Annotated in this window: 27 protein-coding genes, 1 tRNA gene and 1 other RNA gene; 10 read left to right on the top strand and 19 right to left on the bottom strand. The window is 66.8% G+C overall.

The window, feature by feature from the left end; genetic code table 11:
- Positions 1–87: 87 nt before the first annotated feature.
- Positions 88–1,059, bottom strand: a complete 972-nt coding sequence (locus ACFWAY_RS03165; protein WP_378509789.1) for an ABC transporter substrate-binding protein — start codon at positions 1,057–1,059, stop codon at positions 88–90.
- A 39-nt stretch (positions 1,060–1,098) separates the two neighbouring features.
- Positions 1,099–1,890 (bottom strand): enoyl-CoA hydratase/isomerase family protein, encoded by a 792-nt coding sequence (locus tag ACFWAY_RS03160; protein ID WP_378450753.1) that lies wholly within the window; start codon positions 1,888–1,890, stop codon positions 1,099–1,101.
- A gap of 255 nt (positions 1,891–2,145) precedes the next feature.
- On the opposite strand from ACFWAY_RS03160, the gene ACFWAY_RS03155 reads away from it, so the two are divergent.
- Genes ACFWAY_RS03155 through dmpG form a run of 3 tightly spaced genes read left to right on the top strand, consistent with a single transcriptional unit; the run spans position 2,146 to position 4,924 of the window.
- Positions 2,146–2,958: a 2-keto-4-pentenoate hydratase gene (locus ACFWAY_RS03155; RefSeq protein ID WP_378509788.1), complete on the top strand. Its 813-nt coding sequence runs from the start codon at positions 2,146–2,148 to the stop codon at positions 2,956–2,958.
- The gene (locus ACFWAY_RS03150) at positions 2,955–3,887 is read left to right on the top strand and encodes an acetaldehyde dehydrogenase (acetylating) (RefSeq protein ID WP_378509787.1); all 933 of its coding nucleotides are present in this window, start codon (positions 2,955–2,957) and stop codon (positions 3,885–3,887) included. Before ACFWAY_RS03155 ends, ACFWAY_RS03150 begins: the two co-directional genes overlap by 4 nt.
- The gene (dmpG, locus tag ACFWAY_RS03145) at positions 3,884–4,924 is read left to right on the top strand and encodes a 4-hydroxy-2-oxovalerate aldolase (protein WP_378509786.1); all 1,041 of its coding nucleotides are present in this window, start codon (positions 3,884–3,886) and stop codon (positions 4,922–4,924) included. Before ACFWAY_RS03150 ends, dmpG begins: the two co-directional genes overlap by 4 nt.
- A gap of 32 nt (positions 4,925–4,956) precedes the next feature.
- On the opposite strand, the gene ACFWAY_RS03140 is transcribed toward dmpG, so the two are convergent.
- A complete protein-coding gene (locus ACFWAY_RS03140) occupies positions 4,957–6,198 on the bottom strand; it encodes a hypothetical protein (protein WP_378509785.1) in 1,242 nt (413 codons plus the stop codon).
- A gap of 5 nt (positions 6,199–6,203) precedes the next feature.
- Positions 6,204–8,087: a sulfatase-like hydrolase/transferase gene (locus ACFWAY_RS03135; RefSeq protein WP_378509784.1), complete on the bottom strand. Its 1,884-nt coding sequence runs from the start codon at positions 8,085–8,087 to the stop codon at positions 6,204–6,206.
- A 106-nt stretch (positions 8,088–8,193) separates the two neighbouring features.
- Between ACFWAY_RS03135 and tgt the strand changes: the two genes are divergently transcribed.
- Positions 8,194–9,438, top strand: coding sequence for a tRNA guanosine(34) transglycosylase Tgt (gene tgt / locus ACFWAY_RS03130; RefSeq protein WP_378509783.1), 1,245 nt, complete (start codon positions 8,194–8,196; stop codon positions 9,436–9,438).
- A gap of 43 nt (positions 9,439–9,481) precedes the next feature.
- Here tgt and ACFWAY_RS03125 read toward each other — a convergent pair whose 3' ends face one another.
- The 3 genes from ACFWAY_RS03125 to ACFWAY_RS03115 form a co-directional block, all read right to left on the bottom strand.
- Complete coding sequence (locus ACFWAY_RS03125; RefSeq protein ID WP_378450746.1) at positions 9,482–10,210, bottom strand: queuosine precursor transporter; 729 nt, start codon at positions 10,208–10,210, stop codon at positions 9,482–9,484.
- 129 nt (positions 10,211–10,339) lie between these two features.
- Positions 10,340–10,975: an RDD family protein gene (locus tag ACFWAY_RS03120; protein WP_378450745.1), complete on the bottom strand. Its 636-nt coding sequence runs from the start codon at positions 10,973–10,975 to the stop codon at positions 10,340–10,342.
- A gap of 158 nt (positions 10,976–11,133) precedes the next feature.
- Complete coding sequence (locus tag ACFWAY_RS03115; RefSeq protein WP_378450744.1) at positions 11,134–12,138, bottom strand: hypothetical protein; 1,005 nt, start codon at positions 12,136–12,138, stop codon at positions 11,134–11,136.
- 207 nt (positions 12,139–12,345) lie between these two features.
- Between ACFWAY_RS03115 and ACFWAY_RS03110 the strand changes: the two genes are divergently transcribed.
- Positions 12,346–12,894: a DUF4190 domain-containing protein gene (locus tag ACFWAY_RS03110; protein ID WP_378509866.1), complete on the top strand. Its 549-nt coding sequence runs from the start codon at positions 12,346–12,348 to the stop codon at positions 12,892–12,894.
- Here ACFWAY_RS03110 and gluQRS read toward each other — a convergent pair.
- The 3 genes from gluQRS to ACFWAY_RS03095 form a co-directional block, all read right to left on the bottom strand.
- Entirely contained in the window at positions 12,863–13,819 is a 957-nt protein-coding gene (gluQRS, locus tag ACFWAY_RS03105; RefSeq protein ID WP_378509782.1) for a tRNA glutamyl-Q(34) synthetase GluQRS, read from the bottom strand. The genes ACFWAY_RS03110 and gluQRS overlap by 32 nt on opposite strands.
- An 11-nt stretch (positions 13,820–13,830) precedes the next feature.
- A complete protein-coding gene (locus tag ACFWAY_RS03100; protein WP_378450742.1) occupies positions 13,831–14,442 on the bottom strand; it encodes a TetR/AcrR family transcriptional regulator in 612 nt (203 codons plus the stop codon).
- 79 nt (positions 14,443–14,521) lie between these two features.
- Positions 14,522–15,100 (bottom strand): dihydrofolate reductase family protein, encoded by a 579-nt coding sequence (locus ACFWAY_RS03095; protein WP_378509781.1) that lies wholly within the window; start codon positions 15,098–15,100, stop codon positions 14,522–14,524.
- Between the two features lie 83 nt (positions 15,101–15,183).
- On the opposite strand from ACFWAY_RS03095, the gene ACFWAY_RS03090 reads away from it, so the two are divergent.
- Positions 15,184–15,765: a TetR/AcrR family transcriptional regulator gene (locus tag ACFWAY_RS03090; RefSeq protein WP_378509780.1), complete on the top strand. Its 582-nt coding sequence runs from the start codon at positions 15,184–15,186 to the stop codon at positions 15,763–15,765.
- Here the strand turns inward: ACFWAY_RS03090 and ACFWAY_RS03085 are convergent.
- Entirely contained in the window at positions 15,749–16,417 is a 669-nt protein-coding gene (locus ACFWAY_RS03085; RefSeq protein WP_378450870.1) for a lysophospholipid acyltransferase family protein, read from the bottom strand. The two genes, ACFWAY_RS03090 and ACFWAY_RS03085, sit on opposite strands and share 17 nt — an antisense overlap.
- 53 nt (positions 16,418–16,470) lie before the next feature.
- Between ACFWAY_RS03085 and ACFWAY_RS03080 the strand changes: the two genes are divergently transcribed.
- Positions 16,471–17,058, top strand: coding sequence for a TetR/AcrR family transcriptional regulator (locus ACFWAY_RS03080; protein WP_378509779.1), 588 nt, complete (start codon positions 16,471–16,473; stop codon positions 17,056–17,058).
- Here the strand turns inward: ACFWAY_RS03080 and ACFWAY_RS03075 are convergent.
- Genes ACFWAY_RS03075 through ACFWAY_RS03065 form a run of 3 tightly spaced genes read right to left on the bottom strand, consistent with a single transcriptional unit; the run spans position 17,042 to position 19,985 of the window.
- On the bottom strand, positions 17,042–18,580 hold the full coding sequence (locus tag ACFWAY_RS03075; RefSeq protein WP_378509778.1) for a metallophosphoesterase: 1,539 nt from the start codon (positions 18,578–18,580) through the stop codon (positions 17,042–17,044). The genes ACFWAY_RS03080 and ACFWAY_RS03075 overlap by 17 nt on opposite strands.
- 38 nt (positions 18,581–18,618) lie before the next feature.
- On the bottom strand, positions 18,619–19,179 hold the full coding sequence (locus tag ACFWAY_RS03070; protein WP_378450737.1) for a TIGR03086 family metal-binding protein: 561 nt from the start codon (positions 19,177–19,179) through the stop codon (positions 18,619–18,621).
- Positions 19,176–19,985 carry a helix-turn-helix domain-containing protein gene (locus ACFWAY_RS03065; RefSeq protein ID WP_378450736.1) on the bottom strand — a complete coding sequence of 270 codons (810 nt, stop codon included), beginning with the start codon at positions 19,983–19,985 and terminating at the stop codon, positions 19,176–19,178. The genes ACFWAY_RS03070 and ACFWAY_RS03065 overlap by 4 nt, the downstream gene beginning before the upstream one ends.
- A 154-nt stretch (positions 19,986–20,139) precedes the next feature.
- Here ACFWAY_RS03065 and ACFWAY_RS03060 point away from each other — a divergent pair, with 154 nt between their 5' ends.
- Positions 20,140–20,655 (top strand): hypothetical protein, encoded by a 516-nt coding sequence (locus ACFWAY_RS03060; protein WP_378450735.1) that lies wholly within the window; start codon positions 20,140–20,142, stop codon positions 20,653–20,655.
- On the opposite strand, the gene ACFWAY_RS03055 is transcribed toward ACFWAY_RS03060, so the two are convergent.
- From ACFWAY_RS03055 to ACFWAY_RS03040, 4 genes are all read right to left on the bottom strand, one after another.
- On the bottom strand, positions 20,630–21,313 hold the full coding sequence (locus ACFWAY_RS03055) for a YoaK family protein (RefSeq protein WP_378450734.1): 684 nt from the start codon (positions 21,311–21,313) through the stop codon (positions 20,630–20,632). The genes ACFWAY_RS03060 and ACFWAY_RS03055 overlap by 26 nt on opposite strands.
- 84 nt (positions 21,314–21,397) lie before the next feature.
- Positions 21,398–22,357 carry an alpha/beta hydrolase gene (locus ACFWAY_RS03050; RefSeq protein ID WP_378450733.1) on the bottom strand — a complete coding sequence of 320 codons (960 nt, stop codon included), beginning with the start codon at positions 22,355–22,357 and terminating at the stop codon, positions 21,398–21,400.
- 189 nt (positions 22,358–22,546) lie between these two features.
- A tRNA-Ser gene (locus tag ACFWAY_RS03045) sits at positions 22,547–22,634 on the bottom strand.
- 59 nt (positions 22,635–22,693) lie between these two features.
- The gene (locus ACFWAY_RS03040; protein WP_378450732.1) at positions 22,694–23,188 is read right to left on the bottom strand and encodes a DUF3558 family protein; all 495 of its coding nucleotides are present in this window, start codon (positions 23,186–23,188) and stop codon (positions 22,694–22,696) included.
- 124 nt (positions 23,189–23,312) lie between these two features.
- On the opposite strand from ACFWAY_RS03040, the gene ffs reads away from it, so the two are divergent.
- Positions 23,313–23,407, top strand: an RNA gene (ffs, locus tag ACFWAY_RS03035) — signal recognition particle sRNA small type.
- A gap of 43 nt (positions 23,408–23,450) precedes the next feature.
- On the top strand, positions 23,451–24,749 hold the full coding sequence (locus ACFWAY_RS03030; protein WP_378509777.1) for an aminotransferase class I/II-fold pyridoxal phosphate-dependent enzyme: 1,299 nt from the start codon (positions 23,451–23,453) through the stop codon (positions 24,747–24,749).
- A gap of 51 nt (positions 24,750–24,800) precedes the next feature.
- On the opposite strand, the gene ACFWAY_RS03025 is transcribed toward ACFWAY_RS03030, so the two are convergent.
- Positions 24,801–25,637, bottom strand: coding sequence for a DUF1206 domain-containing protein (locus ACFWAY_RS03025; RefSeq protein ID WP_378450730.1), 837 nt, complete (start codon positions 25,635–25,637; stop codon positions 24,801–24,803).
- Positions 25,638–25,657: the final 20 nt, after the last annotated feature.

Here is a 25,657-nt window from a genome sequence, read left to right as displayed (position 1 = left end):
ACACTATGACCAGGCCGAGCGGAGGGGCATCATTCTGTTCTGCTGACCGGACCCGTACCGGTCCGGTCAGCAGAGTGGTCGGCGCAGCTACTGCGTGTTCTGGTCGAACCAGCCGCTCAGCAGGACTTCCTGCGGATCTATGTCACCCGGGATCTTCCCCTGAGCGCGGAAGAAGTCGACCAGTTGCCGTGCCTGCTCGATGTCGTCGGGAGTGAAATCGCGTCCGCGGAAGTCGATCTGGGTGACCTGGTTACGCACTTCGGCCGGATCCATCTGGATTGCTTCGGCTACCGCCTTCGCGGCCCGGTCAGGATCTGCGTCGACGATGTCTGCGGCCTGCGCTATCACGCGGAACACGCGGCCGGCGAGTTCCTCGTGGGTGCTCAGCCAGCTGTCCGACGCGATCAGCCATTGCGAGTACTTGGCCCCGAAGTCGCCCGTCGTCCCGGCGACGTGACTTCCCGAGTCGACGGCTTGCGTGACCCAGGGATCGAACGAGATGAACCCGTCGATGTCGCCGCGCGCGAGAAGCGCGGGCTGTTCGGGCGGACTCGTCGTCACGAGGTTGACCCCGGCGGGATCGAGTCCCAGACTCCGTAGATACCGGTCGGTGAAGTACAGCCCGATGCCGGGGAAGACCCCCATGGTCTTGATCGAGTCGGGCGTGACGCCGTCGCGGAGAACGACCTGGAAGTATCGATCGGACTCCTCGTACACACCCAGCGCACGCAGCCCGGGATTGCCGGCCATGACGGTGAGCGCAGTCGAGTTCGCGTTTCCGGACAGTTCAGACATGCCGGCGACGACGTTCTGTGCACCGGCAGCGCCACCCTCGGTCTGGATGACCTGTACATCGAGGCCCGCTGCTTCGAACATCCCTTCGCGGTCGGCAAGGAAGATCGGTGCATAGGACGGGTCGACACCCACCGAGATACGCACCAGGTCGCCCGCGGTGGTGGCCGCCGTCGTGGCGGGACGGGTACACGCCGTGGTGGCGACGGCGACGGCGGCGAGCGCCGCCACGGCCGCTACCCCGCGTCGCCAGAAATTGGTCTTCATGCGGTTCCCTTCAGAACATGGTGTGTCACGGTGTTAGTGTCAGCGCCCGGTGAAGGTGGGCGCCCGTTTGTCGAGGAAAGCCTGTAGTCCCTCGGCGGTGTCAGCGGTGGCGATGAGCTCGAGCACGGCGGAGAATTCGACGTCCAGCGCCTGGTCGAGGGGCAACGTCCGGCCCTCCTCGACGACGCGCTTGAGCAGGCCGATCGTCCGGGTCGGCTTGTTCGCGAGCGAGTGTGCGGTCGAGCGGATGTGCTCGTCGAATTCCGCGTCGGGGACAACCCGGTCCACCAGTCCGATGCGCAATGCCTCGGCGGATGTGAGCCGAGTACCTTCGATCATCAGCAGTTTCGCCCGGTGCGCACCCAGCAGCCGTGGCAGTCTCTGACTGCCACCCGCGCCCGGGAACAAACCGAGCGATATCTCGGGAAAGCCGATGGTCGCGGATTCCGTCATCACCCGCATGTCGCAGGCCAGAGCCAGTTCGGCACCGCCGCCGAGGGCATGACCGTTCAGGGCTGCGACGACGGGCTTCGGGGCGGTCTCGAGCAAACGCTGGACGTCGACCCATGGGCGCATCGCGCGTTGGGTGGCCTCGGTGAGATCGCGCATGACGGCGATGTCCGCGCCGGCGACGAAGAACCGGCCCGTGCCTCGGAGGACGATGCACCGAACGTCCGGGTCGTCGGCGAGCGGCGGAAGCACCTGCAGGAATTCCGCGATCAGCGCGGGGTTGAAAGCGTTGGCCGGCGGGCGGTCGATGGTGATGGTCGCGATTCCATCCGACACCGCGGGTCGTAGGAAGGCGGAGGTGAGTCTCGATGGCTCTGGCATCAGGTGCATACCTCGATGTGTAGAAGTGACGGTCGAACAGTTTCGTTGAGGAGTCAGTATCGACTCATCCGTCGGTCTGCAACACGAATGAGGTTCGGTGAGTAAACCGAGGGACAGATCCGGTGAGTGTCCGCGCCGCGTGACCGGTCAGCTGAGCGGACCGAGTGCGTTGACCGGGCAGTCCGGCTGGGGCACGTTGCCACTATCTCCCGAGCGGTAGAGGCGCGGGACCAAATCTGACGGAGGCGCGAATCGATGACCAGCCCATCGACGGTGGAGTTCGGGCATATCGCGGAGGCTGCGGCGCGGTTGTCGACCGCACAGCGTGACGGTGTGCCGTGTGCGCCGGTGCGAGACCTGATCGGCCGCTCGGATATCGCGGCAGCGTATGCGGTGCAGTCACGCATCGTCGCGGACTTCGTGGCAGGCGGCCGAACGCCCGTCGGCCGCAAGATCGGATTGACGTCGCCCGCGGTTCAGGCGCAACTGGGAGTGGATCAGCCCGACTTCGGGGTCTTGTTCTCGGATATGAACTGCCCGGTGGCGGAACCGGTCGATGTGAGCCGGCTGCTGCAGCCGAAGGTCGAGGCCGAGATCGCGTTCGTCCTGAGTGCGAACGTCGATGTGGAGGTGGACGCAGTCACCGTACGTACGTATGTGGAGTGTGGTGTGGCCGCCCTCGAGATCGTGGATTCACGTGTTGCGGCGTGGGACATCACCCTCGGCGACACCATCGCCGACAACGCGTCCTCGGGACTGTACGTACTGGGAGATCGGGTTGCCGCATCCGAGTTGCCGGACCTGACCGCGATTGCGATGTCGATGGCCGCGAACGACACCGTCGTCTCGCACGGTAGGGGTTCCGACTGTCTCGGCTCGCCGTGGGCGGCGTTGGCGTGGTTGGCGAACACGTCCCGCGAGCTCGGCTCGCCCCTCCGTGCCGGTGAGGTGGTGCTGTCCGGCGCACTCGGACCGATGGTGCCCGTCGCACCCGGCGTCACCTACACGGCGACGATCAGCGGTATCGGCTGTGTGTCCATCTCTTTCACGTCTGGAGCATCACTGTGAGCACGAAAGTGGCGATCATCGGTCCGGGCAACATCGGCACCGATCTGCTGATCAAGATCAAACGGCTGGCCGAAGGTGAACTCGAGGTTCTCGCGCTCGTCGGAATCGACCCGACCTCGGACGGGCTCGCGCGCGCGGCGCGTCTGGGGGTCGGCGCAATCTCCACGGGTGTGCAGGGGCTGATCGACCACCCACGGTTCGACGAGATCGAGATCGTCTTCGACGCCACGTCCGCGAAGGCGCACGAGTTCAACGAGAAAATGCTGCGTCCCTTCGGAAAACGCCTGATCGACCTCACGCCCGCGGCGATCGGACCGTACGTGGTGCCGTCGGTGAACCTCGACGAGCACCTCGAGGCGCCGAACGTCAACATGGTCACCTGCGGCGGTCAGGCAACCATCCCGATCGTTGCGGCCATTTCGCAGATTACGCCGGTGTACTGGGCCGAGGTCGTGGCGTCGATCGCATCCAAGTCGGCAGGACCGGGAACCCGGGCGAACATCGACGAGTTCACCGAGACCACGTCGGAGGCGATCGTGAAGGTCGGCGGTGCCGCGCGCGGTAAGGCGATCATCGTGCTGAATCCGGACGAGCCGCCCCTGATCATGCGGGACACCGTCCTGGCGTTGGTCGGGGAGGACAGGAAGACCGAGATCGTGGCCTCGATCGAATCGATGGTGGCGAAGGTGGCCGCGTATGTTCCGGGGTATCGGCTCAAGCAGCAGGTTCAGTTCACCGCGGTCACCGAGTCGACGCTCACTCTGACCGATCACGTCGGTCCGCTGTGGAAGGTCTCGGTATTCCTCGAAGTCGAGGGCGCCGCGCACTATCTTCCCGCGTACGCGGGCAACCTGGACATCATGACCTCGGCGGCGCTCGGTGTGGCCCGAGAGATCGCAGCTCAGACGAAAGAAAAGGTGGTTTCGTGACCGTCGAGACGCGCGAGTACGTCACCGAGGGGGCGGCTCTCTACATCCAGGACGTGACCCTGCGAGACGGGATGCATGCGATCCGGCACCGGATCACTCCCGCGAACATTGCGGCGATTGCCGGTGCTCTCGATGGGGCGGGCGTCGATGCGATCGAGGTATCGCACGGAGACGGACTGGCCGGGCATTCGCTTACCTACGGTCCGGGCTCGCACACCGACTGGGAATGGCTCGAAGCAGCGGCGTCCGTGCTGAAGTCGGCGAAACTGACCACACTCCTGCTCCCCGGCATCGGCACGATCGACGACCTGAGGCGGGCGCGCGACATCGGGGTCGCATCCGTTCGAGTGGCCACGCACTGCACCGAGGCGGACGTCTCCGCCCAGCACATCGCGACCGCACGCGAACTGGGCATGGACGTGTCCGGGTTCTTGATGATGTCCCACATGGCATCACCGCAGGAACTTGCGGCACAGGCCCGGTTGATGGAGTCCTACGGCGCACAGTGCGTGTATGTGACCGACTCCGGTGGCCGGCTGACGATGGGCAGCGTTCGGGATCGAGTCCGTGCCTACCGGGACATCCTCGAGCCGAGTACTCAGATAGGGATCCACGCACACCAGAACCTCTCGCTGTCCGTCGCGAATTCCGTCGTCGCGGTCGAGGAAGGTGCGATCCGCGTCGATGCGTCCCTGGCCGGGCATGGTGCCGGGGCCGGCAACTGTCCGATCGAGCCTTTCGTGGCGGTGGCGGACCTGTCCGGTTGGAAGCACTCGTGCGACCTGTTCTCGCTGCAGGACGCGGCCGACGACCTGGTCCGGCCCCTGCAGGACCGGCCGGTGCAGGTGGACCGGGAAACGTTGACCCTCGGGTATGCAGGGGTTTACTCGAGTTTCCTCAGGCACGCCGAGAATGCCGCGGCGACCTACGGTCTCGATACCCGAGACATCCTCGTCGAGGTGGGCACGCGAGGCCTCGTCGGCGGACAGGAAGACATGATCACCGATGTCGCCCTCGATCTGCGCAACCGCCTGTGAGTACTTATTAACCGCCCGTGGTTAAGAAGTACTCACAGGCACGCAGTGCTTCCCCCGGCTTGGAACGTGGCGGTGTCGCAGTAGGCGGAGCGCGGATAGTACGGACCCATCGTGGTGGCGGGGTCGGTGTGATTGCTCTGCGACGCCTGCACCGACTGTGGGTAGAAGGCGTCGGACGGCAGCATGTACCGCAGGAACAGCACCTTCTTCGCGACGTCGGTGGAACCCCAGGGGATCACGGTGACGGTCGGGTCGGACGCGGCGCGGGCGGGGACGTCCTGCGGTGCGGCGACGACGTACGTGTAGTTGCCGTCGCCGTCTGTGCGTGTCTGGAAGTCGGCGGCGCACGCGACGACCGGGTACGGCGTCACCTGATCGTTCTGGCACATCGACCAGTACCGCACCTGCCGGCCGGGTGCCGTGACGGGTTGGCCGGCACGGGTGTCGGGGAACGTCGGCGCCCGGCCCTGCACGACGACGATGCGTCCGGGCCGATACGTCAGCCCCGCCCCGACATACTTGTTGTCGCCGTTGGGAAACAGGCCCGACGTGCTCGCGGGGTTCACGAACGTCGCCTCGGGCACGTTGCCGGGGAACGCGCCGGACGCGGCGCCGGCGATGATCTGGTCGAAACCGGCCTCCGCGACCTGTCCGAGTGGGCCGTTGTCGTAGGCGGAGGGATCGAATTCGGATCCGCACGTCGGCACCGGCGCCGTCCGGCCCCCGAACGTCAGCGTCACGTCGGGTAGCGGAACGCCGCCGGTCGGCGATGCCGGGTCGTCGGGCACGTACACCCGGATGATGAGGAAGCCGACGGGTACCGACTGCGCATCCGTGCCGTCGGGCAGGGCCTGAATCTGGTTGCGCGAGTGATCGGCCGGACCGGTCACGACCGTCGCGTGCCAGCGCTTCTGGGTTGCGGGCAGGGCACCGGCGGCGGCGTCGGCGAACGGGTTTCCGCTGCCGGGGTCGGGTCCGATCTGGTTGTCGCGCAACGTGTCGACGGTGTCGAAGTTCGTCCCGTACGTGTTGAGGGAGAAGTAGCGGGCGGCCGGGTAGGTGCCGCTCAGTTCGATGGTGTCGCCGGGCCCCAACGCGTAGGGCAGAACCCAGTACGTCGCGTTGGCGTCGGGGAAGGCGACGTCGAGCACGGTCGAGTTGGACATGAACTGCCATGCGCACTGCGCCGTCGGAGGGGGCGCCGCGGACGCGAGGGAGGCCCCACCGGACCACAGCAGCAGAACCAGTACGGCGGCAACGACTCTCTCGGCCATGGCCGTCAGAACACCTCCCCGAACGCGGTCAGCTTGTCGATACCCTCGCGGTCGATCTCGCCGGGCGTGTACCGGTTGATCAGCTGGATGTAGGCGAGGTACCGGGCCATCGCGTCGGCACCCTGCTGAGCGAACGCCGGGGGTAGCGGCGCGGCGAGCTGAGTCGGCAGGTACTGGGTCATCAGCTGGGCGGCCATGGCCGGACCGCGCGGGTCGTGATCGAAGGTGTTGTCGAGTTCCGCCCGACCGCGTTCGGTGGCGTAGTCGTAGAACTCGTACTGGAACGACGCCGGGTCGACGTAGGCGGTGGGCCCCAACCACTTCGAATACACCGCGACCTTCGCCTCGGGGGTGCGCAACACGTAGATGTGGGTGGGGGAGTTGTTCCAGTTGATCCCCTGCGGTGCGTGCTCGTTGGTGGCGAGGACGACGTGGTCGCGGCCGGCCGCGGCGTTGCTCCGCAGCAACGGCATGAGGTCGATGCGTTCGGCGTACGTGGCGAACAGGTCTCCGGACATCCAGTTCCGGTCGCCGTGCCCGAGCGTCGCGAGCAGCGGCACCACGTCGACGCTCGACGTGAACTGGCCGCGTGGGGTGTCGGTGTCGCCGGTGAATCGCCCGGTCGGGTCGGCGACGATCAGCGGGATGTGGAACGCCTCGTCGTAGGCGGTGGACAGCTTGCCGGCGACGAAGCCGTGCGCCCCGGCGTATTCGCCGTGATCGGACGTCATGACGAAGACTGTGTTCGCCGCGACGTCTTCCGGTAGCGAGTTGATCACCGTGCCGATGTGGTGATCGACCATCGACAGCACGTTGGTGTAACTGTCCAGGGCCCGCTCCCAGTACGTGTACGGCGCGAACGCGATGTGACGGTCGGGATCGGTGCCCTGACCGTAGGGCTGGAGGTAGTAGTTCGACAGATTCTGGACGTCGTCGGTGACGCCGCCCCACACCAGGGCCTGGAACTCCCGCGCGAACACCTGGGTGCTCGGTTTCGACTGCAGCGCCTTCTCGGGTTCCCAGTTGGGGGGCACGGACGGATAACCCAGCCGTGGAGGGTCGCTCTCGGCGGTGGTCACCGACCAGGCCCGGGCGGGGCTGAGCGGGGGAACGTTGTTCGCGTACAGCGACTGATACCGTTCCGCTTCCGTTCCGGCCCAGAAGAACTGCTGGTCGTGGGGATTGACGAAGCTCGCCGTGAGGCAGAACGGGCCGTCCCCGGGTTTACGCGTCGACAACCACGCCGCGGCCTGGTGGGCGATGTGCCCGTCGAATTCGAATCCCTCACCGTTCAATCCGATGATGTCGGGCATGGTCAGTCCGTCGAACCCGTACTCCTCGAGGTAGCCGGGGGCGAGCCCCGAGTCCTCGTCGGGCGACGGCGACAGATGCCACTTGCCGACGTACGGCGTGACGTAGCCCGCCTGCCGCAGCAGCTTGCCGTACGTCGGGAACTCCCTCCCCATCGCGGGCGACGGGACGGGGGACGCCCGATTGCCGGTCCGCGTCTGCAACATCCAGTTCTGCAGCGGATACAACCCGGTGACGAAACACGCACGGCCGGGGCTGCACGCCACCCCGGCCGAGTAGTGCTGCGTGAACTTCACCCCCGGCGCCCACAGCTTGTAGAGGTTGGGCATGAACCGCTGCAGGAACTGGTCCGCAGTGCTGATCCCGGCCGGAAATACCTGGGGAAACCGCATCTCGTCGACGACGATGAACACGATGTTGGGCTGCACGTAATTATTCGGCTGGCGGCGCAGCGGTAGCTCCGACGCATCCGCCCGACGGTCGAAGAGGCCCGACATCACGGTCACCCCGCCGGCGACCGCCGCACCCGAGAGAAACGTTCGCCTGTCGATCCGATGGCCGGCCTTCTCCTCGCTCATGGCGGTTCCTCCGGTCGAAGGGATGGGATCGTCACACTCTCTGTACCCATTTTCGAACGAAGTAGTGATGTGTCGTCGGAAATGTCGCCCGTGATTGGATACATCCGTGAATGCCGTAGTCCCGACCCCGCCCGATCCGTTCTTCACCGTCGGTACCCGACTCGAGGGACAGCTGGGCCGGACCGGAACCATTCACACCCCGCACGGCGACATCGCGACGCCGTCGTTCGTGGCCGTCGGCACCAAGGCCACCGTCAAGGCGGTGCTGCCGGAGAGCATGACGGAGCTGGGCGCGCAGTCGCTGCTCGCCAACGCGTACCACCTGTACCTGCAGCCCGGGCCGGACATCGTCGACGAGGCCGGGGGTCTGGGCAAGTTCATGAACTGGGACGGCCCGACGTTCACCGACAGCGGCGGATTCCAGGTCATGTCGCTGGGCGTCGGGTTCAAGAAGGTCCTCGCGATGGAAGCCGTCGGGGTGCGCTCCGACGACGTCATCGCCAAGGGTAAGGAACGCCTCGCGACCGTCGACGACGACGGCGTCACGTTCAAATCGCACCTGGACGGGTCGCGGCACCGGTTCACTCCCGAGGTGTCGATGCAGATCCAGCACCAGCTCGGCGCCGACATCATGTTCGCGTTCGACGAGCTCACCACACTGCTGAACACCCGCGGCTACCAGGAGCAGTCGGTGGAGCGGACGCAGGCGTGGGCGGTGCGCTGCATCGCCGAGCACGAGAAGCTCACCGTGGAGCGCTCCCACCGCCCGTATCAGGCACTGTTCGGGGTGGTGCAGGGCGCGCAGTACGAGGACCTGCGGAGGCAGGCGTGCCGGGGGCTGGAGTCGATCACGGGCGAGAGCGGCCGCGGCTTCGACGGGTACGGCATCGGCGGGGCGCTCGAGAAGCAGAACCTGGGCACCATCGTCCGCTGGTGCAACGAGGAATTGCCCGAGCACAAGCCTCGGCACATGCTCGGCATCAGCGAGCCGGACGACTTCTTCGTGGCCATCGAGAACGGCGCCGACACGTTCGACTGCGTGAATCCGTCACGCGTCGCGCGCAACGCCGCGATCTACCACCCGGACGGCCGGTTCAACATCAACACCAGCCGATTCCGTCGTGATTTCACGCCCATCGACGAGAACTGCGATTGCTACACCTGCGCGAATTACACCAGCGCCTACATTCACCATTTGTTCAAGGCGAAGGAGATGCTGGCGTCGACGTTGTGCACGATTCACAACGAACGCTTCACCGTCCGGTTGGTCGATCAGATCCGCGCCAGCATCGAAGGTGGCTACTTCGACGAGTTCAAAGCCGACACCCTGGGCCGCTTCTACCGCACGTGAGTGGGAAAGCGTCCTCGGGCACACATTCCCACTCACGTGGGGGTCAGAGCTGGTAGGTGGGTTCGCGCTTCTTCACGTAGGCGATGACGCGGTACGTGATCGGCATGACCAGTACCTCCACGAGGGTCTTCCACAGGAAGCCGACGATCACGTAGTTGACGAAATCGCTCCACGTGCTGATGCCGATCGCGCCGGCGGCGATGGAGCAGAAGATCAGGGTGTCGGCGAACTCACCGACGATGGTGGAACCGATGAGCCGCGCCCACAGGTGCTTCTCCTTGGTGCGCTCCTTGATGAGGACCAGCGTCACCGAGTTCAGCATCTGCCCGACGAAGTAACCGGCCAGCCCGGCGAGCAGCAGTCGCGGGTAGACGCCGACGACGGACCGCAGCGCTTCCTGGTTCTCGTAGAAGTCGGCGGACGGCAGTTCGATGAGGAGCCAGAAGCAGAACGCGGCCAGGATCAGGGCACCGAAGCCCAGGTAGATCGCGCGACGCGTCGACTTGAACCCGTACACCTCGCTGAGCACGTCGCCGAGAATGTAGGCCAGCGGGAACAGGAAGAAGCCGCCGTCGGTGATGATCGGCAGGATCTGCAGCGGCCCGAGCGTGAGCGACGAGTCGGCGAAGAATGCGACGCCTTTCGTCGCGCAGATATTCGAGATCAGCAGCGTCGCGGTGAAGAGGGCAACGAACGTCGGGTAATACCCCCGGCTGACGTGCGCGAACGACGCGTGGTCGTCTTGTTTGGTCTGCTGATCTGAGGCTGTCACGCAGCAATCCAAGCACCTGCAGGTGGAGGGGCGCGAATCAGGAACGGGTGAACGTACCTTTTGTCCGATCTGACGCGACGAAAGGTACGTTCACCCGCACGGTAGGACGTGGTTCGGACTAGCCCGGGACTAGCCCTGGACGACGCGCGTGCCGCCGGCCAGTTCGTCGTGCTTGCCCTGCTTGGTGGGGCTGCCGTTGATGGTCACCCCGATGACGATCGCGGCGACGACACCGAGCAGTCCGAACAGGAACCCGAGGAGCGGAAACCCGCCGAGTGCGGACAGGACGTAGAAGCCGTTCCTGGTCAGCGACTGCTGCTGGGTGGGGAGTCCGCCGTTCGGCCCCTCGACGCGCAGGCCCAGAATCTGCTTGCCCAGGGTCTGCCCCTTCGTCGTTTCGAGGAAGACGAAGTAGCCGACGGCGGCGGCCGCGGTGAGGATCGCGCCGAGGACGCTGCCCAGGAAGTTGCCCAGCACCAGCGCGAGGACGGTGCTGACCACGGCCATCGGGATGCCGACGATCAGGCCGTCGATCACCCGCGCGCCGAGGCGGGGAAGAAGTTCACCGGGGCGGGACGGGTCGAACCCGAAGTCCGGCTGCGCGAACGGCTGGGTGCCGAACTGCTGCGCCGAATCGAACTGCGGCGGTGCCCCGAACTGCTGTCCGTACTGCTGCTGCTCCGCCCCGTTGTTGTGCGGTTGCCCGTACTGCTGCCTGCCGAACGGCTGTTGTCCCTGGCCTGGATCGAATCCACCGGTAGTCATGTGTTCCCCCTCGAATCTCGAGTCCTGAATGTCTCGGATGACGCCTGAGCACCTTACGCAAGGGGTGGGAGTGACTCGAGTGACGGGAGTAGCAAAACGGGTGAGCGTACTTTCCGTCCTCGAAGACAGGAAGCACGCCCACCCGTGGGAGCGAGCGGTCAGGCCGCGACGTAACGGCCGGTGAGCACGCGGTACGCGTAGGTCGACGCGATGATCGTGATCGGGATCGAGACGAGAAGTCCGACGCCGCAGAGGATTGCACCGACGATGTTGATGCCGACGAGAGCGAGGGCCAGCAGCAGCACCGGGCCGACGTTCTGCGAGATCACGCGGAAGCTCGACTTGATGCCGGTGATCGCGTCCTCGTTCTGATCGATGACGAACTGCAGCGTCCACCAGGTCAGGAAGATCACGATGAGACCCGGGATGATGAGCAGGACGAAACCGATGGTGGTGGCCACACCGATGATCACGCTGGCGATGATGATCGCCCCGACGTTGGTGAACTGGAAGAACGACCCGAAGGCCGGCTTGTTCCCGTCCACCTCGTGCAATGCGCCCCGCACGAGAGCCGCATTGATCAGGTAGCCGACGATGGTGGTGACGATCGTGCCGACGATGCGCCACACCGAGAAGGCCGCGCTCATGTCGGACGACGTGCTGAAGCCGCCGAAGACGAGGTTCAGCACCACCTGGATGATGGCAGCGATCAGCAGGATTCCGATCCAGATGAGCGCGTTGTCCTTGAACTTGTTCCAGCCGTAGCCGATCGCATCGCCCACGGAGAACTGCCCCGGCGTCTGCCCGGGCGTGCCGTAACCCGACATCGGCGGGGGCGGCGGATAACCGCCGGGCGGCGGTCCCTGCGGCGGCGGCGGGTAATTGCCCTGCGGCGGCGGGTAATTTCCGCCGGGCGGGGGTCCTTGCGGCGGCGGGTAATTACCGGGGGGCGGTGGATAGTTTCCGCCGGGCGGGGGCGGGTAGTTTCCGCCGGGCGGCGGTGGCGGATATCCGCCGGGCGGCGGTCCCTGCGGCGGCGGCGGGTAATTCCCCGGGGGCGGCGGATAACCACCGGGCGGCGGTGGAGGATTGCCCTGCGGGGGGTATCCGCCCTGGTCACCACCTTCAGGTTTGTCGTTAGGGTCGTATCCACCAGTCGTCATGTGATCCCCTCAGCAAGAGTTGAATGCTCGCGCGTGACAGTGCGAATAAACACTACGTGGACAATCCTTTACTCGCCTCCCTTTGGTCTGCTTCTTCTCCTGCGGTTTTGATGCTTTACGCTGGTTATCGTGACTAATTCTGGGGGATCGGACGATTCGAATCCGTACGACGGGCAAACACCACCCACTTACGGCGAGGTTCCCGGCTTGCCGCGGGACGGATACGGGGTCGACGAATCCGGTTACCCCACCTATTCGGCGCCCACCGAGAAGTACCCCGACTATCAGCAGCCGGGCGCGTACGGGACTTCTCCGAATCCGTATGCCTCGCCCAATCAGAATCAGTACGGCGGCGACCAGTACGGGGCTCCGAACCAGCAGTACGGGACGCCCAACCCGTATGCCGCCCCGAATCAGTACAGCGCCCCCAACCTGTACGGGGCTCCGGGCCAGTACGGCGGTCCCGCCCCGCAGTACGGCGCACCGAACCCGTACGGCGCGCCCTACCCGCGGCCGCTGGGGACGAACGGTCTCGCGATTGCGTCGCTGATCACGTCGATCGTCGGTGGATGTTTCTACGGCCTCGGCTCCATCGTCGGCATCATCCTCGGCATCATTGCGCTGGGCCAGATCAAGCAGTCCGGGCAGGAGGGCCGGGGACTCGCGATCGCCGGAATCGCCATCGGCGGTGCCTACGTCGTCGGCTGGATCCTGTTTTTCGTGATCATGGTGATTGCGGCGGCGTCGGGAGCCTGACCACCCACGGTTCGCGGTGCAGGCGGGCCGGGTCGAACCGGTCGAGGAGTATCCCGAGATCGACGACCTCGCCCGGTTCCGCGAGCCCGAGTGACGTCGCCAGCACCCCGAGGACGTCGCTCGGGTTGCGTCCCAACGCTTTCTGGTCGGTGAGGGTGACGGCGCCGTCGCGTTTCGCGAGCCGTTTGCCGTCCTCGTTGAGTGCGAGGGCCACGTGCGCGTAGGTGGGGGCGGTCAACCCGAGCAGCCCGGCGAGGTAGGCCTGGCGGGGCGCGGACGAGAGCAGGTCGTCGCCGCGCACCACCTGATCGATTCCCTGGGCGGCGTCGTCGACGACCACCGCGAGGTTGTAGGCGGGTGTTCCGTCGCCGCGACGCAGCACGAGATCGTCCACCATGCCGGAATAGCTGCCGTGCAGGACGTCGTCGATGGTGAACGAGGTGACGCCGGCGCGCAGACGCAGCGCGGGTGGTCGTCCGCCTGCGAGCCGGTCTGCGCGTTCGTCCGGCGTCAGGTTGCGGCAGGTCCCCGGGTAGGCACCCTGCGGTGCGTGCGGCGCCGACGCCGCTTTCAGGATTTCTCTTCTCGTGCAGAAGCACTCGTACGTGAGGCCGGCGGCGTGGAGTTCGGCGATGGCCGCGTCGTACCGCGGCAGTCGGTGCGACTGCGAGACGACGTCGCCGTCCCAGTCGAGGCCGAGTTCCGCGAGGTCGGCCAGTTGCCGGCCCCGGGCGCCCTCGCGGACGCGGTCGAGGTCTTCGACGCGCATGAGGAACCGCCGGCCGGTGGACCGGGCGAACAGCCACGCCAGCACGGCCGTCCGCAGGTTGCCGAGGTGCAGGTCGCCGGACGGGCTGGGCGCGAACCGTCCCGCACCCTCCACCCGATGTGACAGCGGCTCACTTCGACGAGAGGGATGTGACATCGGCCGAGGGGTCAGCTGGCCAGTTCGATCGACGACGACGGCACGACGTCGGCGCCCTGCAGAATCATGCCGATCTGAATGTCGAGGGCGTGCTCGAGGTACGCGGGCGGGTACAGCGCCGGACTGCCGATCGCATCGAGGGCGAGGCCGTCGACTGTGGCGAGGAGAAGCGCCGCACGGGTTTCCGCCTCCGGGGTGCCGATTCCGATGAGCACGGCGGACAGTCCGGTGCGGATGGTGAACAGGGTCTTGCGCCGGATCTCGGCGAGCGACGGGGAGGTCGCGGCCCGGACGGCGAATGCCGCCATGACGTGCGCCTCCCGCGACCGCGCCTCGTCGAGCGGCAGCAACTGGGACATCGCGCCGAACAGGGCCCGGGCGGGATCCCCGCCGCGCTCGACCTCCGACAGTCGGGCGAGCAGTGTGTCGACGAAGGTTCGCAGGGCGAACGCGAACATCTCGTCCTTCGTGGAGAAGTGGTGCTGCACGGCTCCGATGGACACACCCGCCCTCTTGGCGACCTCGCGCACGCTGGCGCCCTCGAGACCCGACTCGGCCGCGACGTCGAACAGGGCTGCGGCCAGGCGTTCGGGGCTGGTGGACGAGTATCGGCGTTCGCGCATGCCTCGAACATTACTGACGTATTGAATCAATACACGCGTCAGGCGCCCGTGTTGCCTCGAGTGGCGGGTGTGACTTCGGTTATCGGCGGACGTACGTCAGGAAAATCATCCCGCTCTCGAAGGCGCGGCTCGCGGCCAGCCGGAACCGCTGGGGGCCGAATTCGCCGTCGAACAGCGGAATGCCGGTGCCGATCGCCACGGGATTGAGCTTGATCCGGAGCTCGTCGATCTCGGGCTGCACTGCGGCGGCGAGCTTGCCGCCGCCGCACAGCCAGATGTCCTTGCCGTCCTCCCACTTGAGTTCGCGCACCTTCTCGATCGGATCGCCCGAGACGATCTCGACGTCCGGGTCGGGCGACTCGGTGATCGTGGTCGAGAAGACGTACTGCCGCAGGTGCGCGTACGGGCTGGTCACGCCCAGGTCGAGGCCGGGCTGGTAGGTGGCGCGGCCCATGAGCAGTGTGTCGAAATGTTTGTTGGGGGCATCGATTCCCAGTGGTGCCCGCATGTGGGTGGGAACCGTCTCGGGGTACTCGGCGATCATCACGGGCATGTGGTCGCCGTCGATCTCGAAGATGGTGCCGGTGGGGTCCGTGCCGTCGGCGCCGGCGACGAATCCGTCGATGGTGGCGGCGACGTAGTAGACGAGCTTTCGCATGTGAGTCCTCCCATGGTCGGTAACTACTCCATTTGTAGTACTATGACTGCAGTGGTTGCAAGTCCTTTTGTCGAGGAGTGTCGATGGCGCAGAATCCGGAACGACGTGGGGCGCTCGTGAACGCCGCGATCGAAGTGCTCGCGCGAGAGGGTGCGCGCGGCCTCACCTTCCGCGCAGTCGACATCGAGGCGAGCGTCCCCAAGGGGACGGCGTCCAACTACTTCGCCAGCCGCGACGACCTGTTCGACCAGGTCGGCAAGCAGATTCACGAGCGGATGGGCCCCGACCCCTCGGTCATCGAGGAAAGCGGTCGCAAGCCGCAGAATCTCGAGCTCGCGATCGAGTACATGCAGGGGCTGTTCGGCAGGATCACCCGCGACCGCACCGGCTATCTCGCGCTGCAGGAATTGCGCCTCGAAGCGGTCCGGCGGCCCGAGTTGCGGACCACGCTGACGCGCACGATCGCCGAGAATCTGGAGCGCGACATCGGGTTTCACCTCGACTCGGGACTGCCCGGTGATCGCAGCACCGTGCTGATGCTCTACCTAGCGATGAACGCGCTCATCGTCGAGCACCTGACGCTGCCCGGCGTGCTCGAGGGGGTCGACACGGAGCGGCTCGTCGCCGATCTCGTGACGCGTGCCGTCGCTACGCCGGACGCCTGAGCGCGTAGTCGTCCACGTACTCCTGGCCCGACAGTGTCATGAGGGCGTGCATCAGCTCGTCCGTCGCGGCCCGGACGACGTGCCGGTTGTCGCGTAGCTCGGAGAATCGGGAGAAGTCGAGCGGTTCGCCGACGGTCACCGTCACCTTGCCGAACCGCCACATCCGCGATCCGACGGGGTTGACCTGCCGGGTGCCGTGCATGGCGACGGGCACGACCGGGGCGCCCGTTGCGAGCGCGACCCGGGCGATTCCGGTCTTGCCCTTGTGGAGTCGGCCGTCGGGCGACCGGGTGCCCTCGGGGTAGATTCCCCAGACCTTGCCGTCGCCCAGGATCTTTTTCGCGGTGTTCAGCGCGGATTCCGCCGCGGAGGCCCCGGACCGGTCGATCGGCACCTGGCCGGCCGCGGTGAAGAACCAGCGTTTTGCCCGGCCCTTCGCGCCGCCCTCGGTGAAGTACTCGCTCTTGGCCACGAACGTGATGCGCCTGCGCACCATCAGGACGAGGAAGAACGAGTCGACGACGGTGAGGTGGTTGCTCGCCAGGATCACCGGACCCGACGCCGGAATGTGGTGCGTGCCGTCGATCGTGGGCCGCCCGAAGATCCGCAGCACCGGTCCGATCAGCACGTACTTGAAGATCCAGTACCACACGGTGAACTCCTGACTCGGGCGCCAAAGTGGAGTAGACATTGTCTACTACCGCAATGATAGACACTGTCTACATGAGTGGAGAAGCACAACCCCTGCGCGTGCGGCTGATCGACTGCGGCCGCGAATTGCTGGACGAGGGCGGCATCGACGCCGTCGGGCTGCGCGCCGTCGCCCGGCACGCGGGTGTCTCGCACGGCGCGCCGCGACGGTATTTTCCCACCCACAAGGCGCTGGTCGCCGCGATCGCCGCATCGGGATTCGCCGCGCTGTCCGATGAACTCCGGTCGGCGATCGCGTCCGAGGCCGATCCCCGCGCACGCGTGCGGCGGACGGCACGGCAGTACCTCTCCTTCGCCGACACCCACCGCACCTTGTTCGAATTGATGTTCCGGCACGACCTGCTCGAGGGGTCGGGAGAGGACCTGCGGCAACACTCGAAACCCCTGTTCGAGACGGTCGTCGCACTCGTCGCGGACGCAGGCGCCGCGGACCCGCATCTGGTCGCGTTGAACCTGTGGACCCAGCTGCACGGGGTGGCGACCCTCCGCGTCACCCGCAGCATCGACGTGATCGTCGGCGACTTCGACGTGGAAAGTTTCGTCGCGCAGCTGATCGACCTACATCTCAGGGCGTGGGCATGACGGCGCGCGGGAGGTCGGCCCGCAGCTCCACATCGGTGACGAAGTCCCCGTCACCGGGCTGGTAGCGACGCTGCGGATCGAAGTCCTCCACCCGGAAGCTGTCCAGCGTTGGAGAGTGCGTCGTGACGGCGAGCGTTCCGCCGTCGAGATCGAACTGCAGGAGTCGCTGGAACCCGGTCTCCCGGCGGCTGTCCACCGTGAAGTACTGGTAGTCGGCGAGCAACTCCACGACCTTCCGGTCCGTGTCGCCCACCTTCCGATCGGCGACCGTCGTCTGCCCGTCGACGTGTCCCGCGAGGACAAGGAACACCGTGTCGAACGGAACGACGAGCCGGTTCCAGATCTGCTGTCCCGCACTGCTACCGATGTCGCCGAATCCGCTCATCCGCAGCGAGCCGTCCTCGTCCAGGTAGTAGTGGCTGCCGATCACCACATTGCGGTCCGGGTGGTCGGCGAGCACGTCCTCCGCCCACTGCAGCACGTGCTCGGGCGGGTTGTAGCCGATGTAGAGCATCAGGAACTTCGCGCCGGCGATGTCGAGCAGGTCGTAGTGCGCCGAATTGTCCGTGTCCGTGACGGATTCGCCCCAGTACGGCTGGTCGCGGTACCGCCACGGCCCGAAGAACTCGTTGTAGAGGGCGTGGTTCTTCTCGTGCTCGCCGGGAATGAGCCGTCCGCCGACGTTCCACAGGTTGTCGTGGTTGCCGGGCAGGACGCCGTAGGGAATGCCGGCCTCTTCGAGCGTCGCCATCGCCTTGTCCGCGACCTCGAACTCGGGCCGGGCGCGGGACTCGGGTGCTCCCGGACGAATCCAACTCTGGACGAGGTCGCCGGTGTGCATGGAATACGCGATCTTGCGTTCGGCGGCGTTCTCGGCGGTCCAGCGGGTCATGTCGAAGTACACCTGCGGCCGGTCCCGCGACACGTACTGGGTGTCGGTGATGTGCTGCAGCGCGAAGTCGTACGCGTTCGGGTCGGCGAACTGCTGATCGGCTGTCGCGTTGGCCTCGCGGAAACTCCGGTCCCGTCGCGGACCGTCGATGACGAGGATCTGCGCGGAGTCCTCGCCCTCGATCCGGGTGGTCAGAGTGACCGGAGCGCCCGGATCGGACGGTTGCGCCGTCGCGACCGGCTCACCCCAGCTCTCCTTCTCGTCGTCCCACACGTGCATCGCGAGGTCGTCGAGATTCACCGAACGCCCGTGCCAGGTCACGTCCGTGCCTGCGGACTCCGGGCCGAACCGGACCTCGTACCGCATGTACGGGTACTCGTCGAAGCGGTGGCTCGTGGCCGACATCCCGTCCGACTCCTCACCCGGAACCCGCTGTGAGGGAGCGGCCTCGCCGGTGGCCCCGGCGAACATGACCGCGGATGTGAGGGGCGCCGAGGTGACGAGGCCACGCGCCGGCAGCCCGGACGCGCCCCGGGGTTCGGGATCGGCCACCGCGACCACGTCACCGCCGAGCAGCACCGCGGCGAGTGACACCGCCGTCAGCGCGGCAATCCTGCCCGGCACGCTCATGACCCGAGGTTACAAGCGCGACCGGGCAGGCGCTCGGGTCAGGCCTTGCGGCCGAGGAAGGCCAGGACCCTGGTCTGCTCGTCGGCGTCCGCGGGGACGTTTACGGCGGGGCCGCACACCCCGGCCGTCCGGATGCTTTCGCCCAGCTGCTCCGCCACCCCACTCACCCAGGTGAGGTCATCGGCGGGGATGGTCTCGTCGAGGCCGGTGGCCCGGGCGAGGTCCCAGCCGTGGACCACCAGGTCGAAGCAGTAGAAGCTGTCGATGGTCTTGCCGAGGTCGGTGCGGCCGAAGTGCCCGTCGTACTCGCGACTCACGAGAGCCGGGTCGTTCAGGATCTCCTGCATGCCGTCGCGCGTGGCCGCCCACGCGGCAACCGGGTCTTCGTCGACGGACGGCGGCTCCGGCAGTTCCAGATCGACGACGGTGACGATGTAGCGCTGCGTGTCGATCACGTGCCGCACGACGTCGCGGGCCGTCCAGCCGTCACACGGGGACGCGTCGTCCCAGCGTTCGGCGGGCACGGATTCGACTCGCTTCGTGAACTTCGCGGCGAGGTCGCGGTAGTGGGCTGCGGGGGTTTCGGTTGTCGAGGTCATGCTGCCGATTCTTCCCCCGTCCGGGGCCCGAGGGCTTGAACATTTCCGACATCGACGACGGATTCCGTCCCGTGCCAGTCGGGGGCCTCACTGGCGAGGAGGTCGGACGGGGTGAGCGAGGAGATCCGCCGGCATTCCCGCGACAGGTGCGCCTGGTCGCTGTAGCCGACGGTGGCGGCGAGTTCGGCGAGTCCGGTCCGCGTCCCCGACTGCGCCAGCGCCATGAACCGTTGCAGCCGCAGGATTCCGCGGAGGGTCGCGGGCCCGTATCCGAACGCGTCGTTGCATCGCCGCTGCAGTTGCCGCTCCGTGACGGAGGCGGCGTCGGCGAGCGCGCCCACGTTCCACGAGTGCCGGGCGAGAGCCTGCCGGACGGTGCCGATCAGCGGGTCGGCCTCCGGTCCGCGGTTCCGCCACGCGCGCACGGCGTTCTCGAACAGGGCGATTCGTTCCGCGTAACCGGGCGCGTTGTCGAGCCGGTCGGTCAGTGTCCGTTCCCACGCGGACCCGAGCACGTCCCCGAGTCCGACGCGGATGTTGCGAACCTCGGCCGCCGACGTCCGCAGCAGATGCGAGGCGGCGCCGGGACGGAAACGGACGCCGACGGATTCGGTGCCCGGCGGCAGCGTGAACGACCACGCCGTGGTTTCGGGACCGCACACGCGGATTCCCACACCCCGGATCCACAGGAGGTCCATGCACGCGTCCGGCACCAGCAGATGCTCGCCCTGAATGCGCGCGGACCACCCGCACACCAGGGTGTCGGTGAGGTCGGGCGACGGTGAGGTCGGCGTGTACCAGCCCATGCACAGGAGCCTAATCACGGATACCGACACGTGCGGGCCGGTCAATCGCCCGAAGTGCCCGCACCGGCACGCAACTCGAGGTGAACTGTATGCACGGGTCCGCAGAGGTTCCCTGAAGGCCCGCCACTTCGCCGTCACAGAGAACGAGGACTCCATGAGACGAACATGGGCGCTGGCAGCGATCGCCGCCGTCAGCCTGACCTTCTCGAGTTGCGCCTACGACAGCACCGATTCCGGCGACACGGGCGGCAACGCCCCGGTGTCGGCGACGCCGACGTCCCCGCCCGCCGCGCCCGGAACACCGATCCTGAAGATGGGACCGACGACGCTCGGCGAGGTAATGGTCGACGACGGTGGCATGACGGTCTACGTGTACGACAAGGATGAGGTCGGCTCCGGCGCCAGTTCGTGCCGGGACACGTGCCTGCAGTCGTGGCCGCCGGTCACGTCCGTCACCGAGAACCCGACGGTCCAGGGGTTGCAGGAAGTCGTCATCGACACCATCCCGGCGGCGGACGGCACCCATCAGCTCACCGTGAACGGTCGCCCCGTGTACCGCTACAAGGACGACAACGAACCCGGGGACGCATACGGGCAGGCGGTCGGCAGCGTGTGGTGGACCCTCGACTCCGCCGGCAACCCGGTCACGACAACTGCGGGCGGCGAGTAGCGCGGTCGATCCTCAGATGGACGGTGACGGTCAGCGCTGTCGACAGCACGGCAGCGAACCACAGGGCGTCCAGCCCGATCCAATGGTGCGCGAGAGCGCCCGCCACCGCTCCCACCACCAGACCGGCCCACAACGCGAAATGTCGTAGCCACGCCCACCGCGGCCCGCCGAACAGTGCCCCGGCCAGCCGATGTCCCATCTTCACGAGGGCGCCCGTCATGTAGGTGAGACCGATGGTGACCTCGCCGTCGCGCTGGAAGAAGGAGTTCTCGGCGCCCATCGCGAGCAGCATCGCGCCGACGGCCACGGTGCTCGCGCCGACGGTCGCGGCCACCGCGCCGACGATCAGCAGTCCCGACACGACCGCGAGCACCGTCGTCCGGACGGGCAGGTGCCGACGATCGGACAGGTGCACGACCACGGCTCCCAGGGCACAGCCGAGGACGAACATGCCGATCACCGCGGCAGCCGTCGCCGCGTGCGCCCACGCGGCGTCCGCGAACCCGACACTGAACCGGGTGAGATTGCCGCTCATGAACGCGACGAAGAACCCGCCGAGCGTGATGAACCCCAGCGCGTCGACGTAGCCGGCCAGCGTGGACAGCGCCACCGCCAGCGCGAGCATCTGCCTGCTGTCGTCGATCGGCACACCACACATCAAACACCGCAGCCGACGACAGTGGCCCCCGATCCGGAGATCGGGGGCCACTGGGGCGTAGGTCAGGCGATCCGAACGCCTGGCTCAGGAGGTCCCGAGGGCGGGCGCCAGCGTGTTGGCCCAGGACTCGTGCAAGCGGTCCTGCCAGTAGTTCCACGTGTGGAGACCGTCATCGGTGATGTGGGTCTGCAGCTTGGCGCCTGCGCGCTGCGCCGCGGGCACGAAAACCTTGCTGCTCAGACCGGAGGCGGTCTCGAGGGGGACCGTCTGCGAGAACTTCACCGGGTCGAACGAGGCGCTGTCCGGGTCGACGGTCGGATCGCTGGCCGTCGAGCCTGCGCCCGACGAGATGTAGACGGACTTGCCGCGCAGCGCGCCGACGTTGAGCAGCGGGTCGTTGCGAAGCCACGCACCCGACGGCCAGAAGCCCCACATGTTCAGCGCGTTGCCACCCATCTGGGCGACGGACACCTGGATGCCCTGCGCGAAGCCGGGCGAACTGGCCGTCGGGTAACCGCTGTACGACGCGACCGCCTTGTAGAAGTCCGGGCGGTGAGTGGCCAGGTTCAACGCGGAGGTGCCGCTCATCGACAGACCCGCGACCGCGTTGTTCACCCCGTCGCTGCCGAACTGGGAAGCCATCACCGGGGGCAGCTCATTGGTCAGGAACGTCTCCCACTTGACACGGCCGAGCTTCGGGTCGTCGCGCTGCCAGTCGGAGTAGAAGGTGCCGCCGCCGCCGAACGGGATGACCACGTTGACGTGCTTGCCGGCGAAGAAACTCTCCACGTCGGTCTCGATCAGCCAGCCGTTGTTGTCGTCCGGTGCTCGCAGACCGTCGAGCAGGTACAGGGTCGGCGCGGGACCACCACCCGCGGCCTTGAGCACCTTGACGGGAATGTCCTTGCCCATCGACGGTGAATACACCGAGATCAGGGCCGAGTCGGCGTGGGCGACGCCGGTTCCGGCCAATACGGACACGAGGCCCGATGCCAACACTGCGACCAAGCCCACGATCAGTGCGCGGGTGCGACGAATCGCCATACGAATGTCCTTTTATCTCGAATCGACACACAGCACAGCGAACGCTGCACCGCAGACGATAACAGGAAGATAACGGGTTGCGCCCGCTGTGGCCAGGACTTTCGGCTCCGGCAGCCGGTCGGTCGTCGCTCTGAGGACCAAAAAAGGAACCCCTGTGAACCGCTTCTCAGCAGTTCACAGGGGTTCCTGTGGCGGAGGATAGGGGATTTGAACCCCTGAGGGCGTTAACCCAACCCGCGTTCCAGGCGAGCGCCATAGGCCACTAGGCGAATCCTCCGTGGAGGAGCATACCCAACGACGGCGGCTCACCGTTAAACGACCAGGTAGCCGCCCGTTCTAGGCCCACTTCAGCTGGGTGAGGGCATGCTCGGTGAGGGGGACGGACCGGTCGCAGGACGTGTCCGGGTTCGCGGTGGCGTCGAGACCGAATTTCGTCTCGATCGACAGGGTGCCCGAATCGGTGGTGACCTCGAGGATGCACTGGTACTTGCTCTCGGCGAGCGCCCGTGCCTCGAATCCGCCGACGTCGATCGTGCGCAGCGGGTCGACCGGTTCCGGCGCGCTCGTAGTGGTGATCGTCACGGTGTTCAGTGCCTCGGGCTTGCCCCACGTGCAGGCGCGACGTTCGGGACTGTCGGTGGCAGTGCCCTCGCCCGCACCTGCCGTGAGAAGCGGTGCGAGCGTCGCATCGTCCGCGAGCGTGCACGGCTCGGCCGCGTCCCAGCTCACCGCGTCCGACGTGGCTGCGTCGTCGCTGCCTCCGCCGCACGCCGACAGTGCTGCCACGACGGCGGCGAGCGTCACCGCATGTGCTGTCCTTCTGAGTTTCATCCCGATCCTTTGCCGACGGTGGCCGAATGCGGGGCGACGGTAGCACTGGCCGAGGTCAGAGGTGCGGCGTCGGGCCCGGGCCGGGGTGGATCCCGACCACGGCTCGGGGCCGTCTACACTCTGTGGTGGATCCCGCGCGGCGCGCATCCTGTGAACTCCCCCAGGGCCGGAAGGCAGCAAGGGTCAACGGGCTCTGCCGGGTGCGCGGGGTCCCCTATCTTTCGCATACCCGACCCACGATGTCGGTGAGAGGCCGCTCCTGATGACCAACCAGACCCAGATCGGGTTGATGAGCCATGAGGAACTACTTTCGGAGCACGAGCGCCAGACTGCGAGTTACGCGCAGCTGAAGACGGAGAAGCTCACGCTCGACCTCACTCGCGGCAAGCCCTCGCCCGAGCAGCTGGATCTGTCGGCGGCGCTGCTGACACTGCCCGGTGACGGCGACTTCCGTGACGGCAACGGCACCGACACCCGCAACTACGGCGGGCTCACCGGTCTACCCGAGCTGCGCGCCATCTTCGGTGAACTGCTCGGCATCCCCGTCGAGAACCTGCTCGCCGGCAACAACGCCAGCCTCGAGATCATGCACGACAACGTCGTGTTCGCCCTGCTGCACGGCACCCCCGACTCCCCGCGCCCGTGGTCGCAGGAGGAGAAGGTCAAGTTCCTGTGCCCCGCACCCGGTTACGACCGCCACTTCGGGATCACCGAGACCTACGGCATCGAGATGATCCCGGTCCCGATGCGCCCGGACGGCCCCGACGTCGGCGTCATCTCCGAGCTGGTGGCGAACGATCCGCAGATCAAGGGTTTGTGGGCCGTTCCCAACTACTCCAACCCCACGGGCGCGGTGTACTCGGAAGAGGTCACGCGGGCGTTGGCGTCGATGCCGACCGCCGCCCCCGACTTCCGGCTGTTCTGGGACAACGCCTACGCCGTCCACCCGCTGGTCGGCGAGACGGCGCCGTCGCTGGACGTCCTCGGGATGGCCGCGGAAGCGGGTAACCCGAACCGGCCGCTCGTGTTCGCGTCGACGTCGAAGATCACGTTCGCCGGTGCGGGCGTCAGCTTCTTCGGTTCCTCGACCGCGAACCTCGCCTGGTACCAGAAGTACCTCGGTAAGAAGAGCATCGGTCCCGACAAGCTGAACCAGCTGCGTCACCTGCGGTTCTTCGGTGACGCCGAGGGCGTGCGCGCCCACATGGAGAAGCACCGCGAGATCCTGGCGCCGAAGTTCGCGCTCGTCCTGAAGATCCTCGAGGATCGTCTCGGCGCGTCGAAGGTTGCGTCGTGGACGGAGCCGAAGGGCGGGTACTTCATCAGCCTGGACGTCGTCGAGGGCACTGCGAAGCGCGTCATCGCTCTGGCGAAGGACGCGGGGATCGCGCTCACCGCCGCCGGTTCGGCGTTCCCGTACGGCGTCGACCCCGAGGACAAGAACATTCGGCTCGCGCCGAGCTTCCCCTCGACGGAGGATCTGGACAAGTCGATGAACGGTGTCGCGACGTGCGTGCTGCTCGCGGCCACCGAATCACGCCTGGACCTGCCGAAGTCCTAGTAGACGACGTCCGGCCGCTCACCCTCGCCGGGTGAGCGGCCGGACGTGTCTCTACATCCTGGCGTACCGCGCCATCACGAAGCTGTACAGCCCGTACGCGGCGATGCCCAGTGCGGCGAGGACCAGGAGGAACTGTCCGAACGGCGCCGAGCCCAGGGTCTTCACCGCGCCGTCGATGCCGGTGGCCTTGGACGGGTCGGAGTTCAGGACCGCCACGATCACCAGCACTCCCGCACCCGCGATGACGAGGCCTTTGGCTACGTAGCCGACCACTCCCAGGGGCTCGACGAGCCTCGACGGGGTGCCCTTCAGATCGTCCAGGAAGTTCTTCGCCGCCCCCTTGTAGATGTGGTACCCGCCGATCGCGATGGCGACGAGGCCCACCACCACGAGGAGAGTCTTGCCTGCCCCGGACTCCATGAGGCGTGCACTCAGTCCGGCGTTCTGCTGGCCGCTCGATTTCCCGCCGCCACTCGCGAATTGGTAGGCCGAGAAGGCGAACGCGAAGTAGACGACGGCCAGGCCGAACGCCTTCGCGCGGTCCAGCAGGGACGTGTCGTCGCCGTCGGCTTCGGAATTCTCGGTGGCGTGGGGTCCGAGAACTGTTTCGGCGAGCCGCCACAGCGCCATGGCGATGAACGCGACCATCGCCACCCACAGCACGAGCCGGCCACCGGGTTTGGCGGCCAGCGCGCCGAGGGCCCCGGACTGATCGGCGTTGCCGCCGGTGCCGAACGCCAGCTGAACGATGATGTACGCGATCAGCAGGTGGACGAAACCGCTCATCACGTGGCCCGCGCGCGCGATCCGTTCGAAAGTGGTGCTGTCGGTTGCCTTGTCCACGGCGCGGCTCATCCCGCTGGCTCGATTCGTTTCGTTCTGGGCCATCGGGTGTCCTTCGGGGTCGT

It is taken from the genome of Rhodococcus sp. NPDC059968, from assembly GCF_042738615.1.
In the GTDB taxonomy this organism is placed as follows: domain Bacteria; phylum Actinomycetota; class Actinomycetes; order Mycobacteriales; family Mycobacteriaceae; genus Rhodococcus_F.
Note: the sequence above shows the minus strand (reverse complement) of the source record. Positions and strands in the feature narration are given on the sequence as shown.